A 1,633-nucleotide genomic window follows, 5' to 3' on the forward strand; every position below is an offset into this window, starting at 1 on the left:
GAACAAGGGCGTCCAGCCCATGCTCGACGCGGTCGTCGACTTCCTGCCGTCCCCACTCGACCGCCCGTCGGTGGAGGGCGCTGCCGTCGAGGGCGAGAAGGCGGTCATCCGCAACGCGAGCGACACCGAGCCGTTCGCGGCGCTCGCGTTCAAGATCGCCACCGACCCCTTCGTCGGCAAGCTGACCTTCTTCCGCGTCTACAGCGGCGTGCTGCGCAGCGGCTCCTACGTGTACAACGCAACCAAGGGCGAGCGCGAGCGAGTCGGGCGCCTGCTCCAGATGCACGCGAACCATCGCGAGGAGATCGAGGAGGTCCGCGCCGGCGACATCGCGGCGGCGATAGGACTGCGCAAGACCACCACGGGTGACACGCTCTGCGACGAGAAGTATCCGATCGTCCTCGAGCAGATCACCTTCCCGGAGCCGGTGATCTCGGTCGCGGTGGAACCGAAGACCAAGGCCGAGCAGGACAAGATGGGGATCGCTCTCCAGAAGCTCGCCGAGGAAGACCCCACCTTCCGGGTTCGCACCGATGAGGAGACCGGACAGACGGTCATCTCAGGGATGGGTGAGCTGCACCTCGAGATCATCGTCGACCGCATGCTTCGCGAATTCAAGGTCGACGCCACCGTCGGCAAACCCCAGGTGTCGTACCGCGAGACGGTCACCGCGAAGGCCCACGGCACGGGTCGTTTCGTCCGCCAGTCCGGTGGCCACGGCCAGTACGGCCATGTCGAGCTCGAGATCGAGCCCAATCCGGGCAAGGGATTCGAGTTCGTCAGCAAGATCACCGGCGGCTCGATCCCTCGGGAGTACATCGCGCCGACGGGCCGCGGGATTGCCGACTCGCTCAGCAACGGCGTGCTCGCAGGCTACCCGGTCGTCGACGTCAAGGTGACCCTCGTCGATGGCTCGTACCACGACGTCGACTCGTCGGAACAGGCCTTCTCCATCGCCGGCTCGATGGGTTTCAAAGACGGCGTTCGCAAGGCGAAACCCGTGCTGCTCGAACCGATCATGCGTGTGGACGTGTTCATGCCAGAGGAGTTCATGGGCGACGTGATGGGCGATCTCTCGGGACGCCGCGGCCAGATCCTCGGCATGGAAGGCCGCGCCACCTCGCACATCGTGCACGCCGAGGTGCCCCTGTCGGCGATGTTCGGTTATTCAACCGACCTGCGCAGCATGACCCAGGGCAGAGCCAACTACAGCATGGAATTCGATCACTATCAGCAGCTTCCAGCGAGCCTCGCCGAAGAGCTCGTCGCCAAAGCCAGAGTGTAATTGAGACCACCGGAGAGAGCAGGAGTTCAGTAGAGGCACAAAATGGGCAAGAAGAAATACCAGAGCACCAAGCCGCATGTGAATGTCGGAACCATCGGTCACATCGACCACGGCAAAACGACGCTCACCGCTGCGATCACCAAGGTCCTCTCCGAGAACGTCGGTGGCGATAACGCCTTTGTCGCGTTCGACAAGATCGACAACGCTCCCGAAGAGAAGGCGCGCGGCATCACCATCGCCACCGCGCACGTCGAGTACGAGACCGCCACGCGGCACTACGCGCACGTCGACTGCCCCGGTCACGCTGACTACATCAAGAACATGATCACCGGCGCCGCTCAGATGGAC

At 63.7% G+C, this 1,633-nt stretch carries 2 protein-coding genes; both read left to right on the top strand.

What is annotated here, in order from left to right; translation table 11 throughout:
• Nucleotides 1-1,285 (top strand): elongation factor G (gene fusA / locus WA225_RS07475; protein ID WP_422607449.1); only part of this gene is annotated, 1,285 nt, incomplete at its 5' end.
• 42 nt (nucleotides 1,286-1,327) lie between these two features.
• On the top strand, nucleotides 1,328-1,633 hold a 306-nt coding region (locus WA225_RS07480; RefSeq protein WP_422607450.1), incomplete at its 3' end, for a GTP-binding protein.

The sequence above is a fragment of the Pseudomonas sp. genome (assembly GCF_049300855.1).
Lineage (GTDB): Bacteria > Pseudomonadota > Gammaproteobacteria > Pseudomonadales > Pseudomonadaceae > Aquipseudomonas.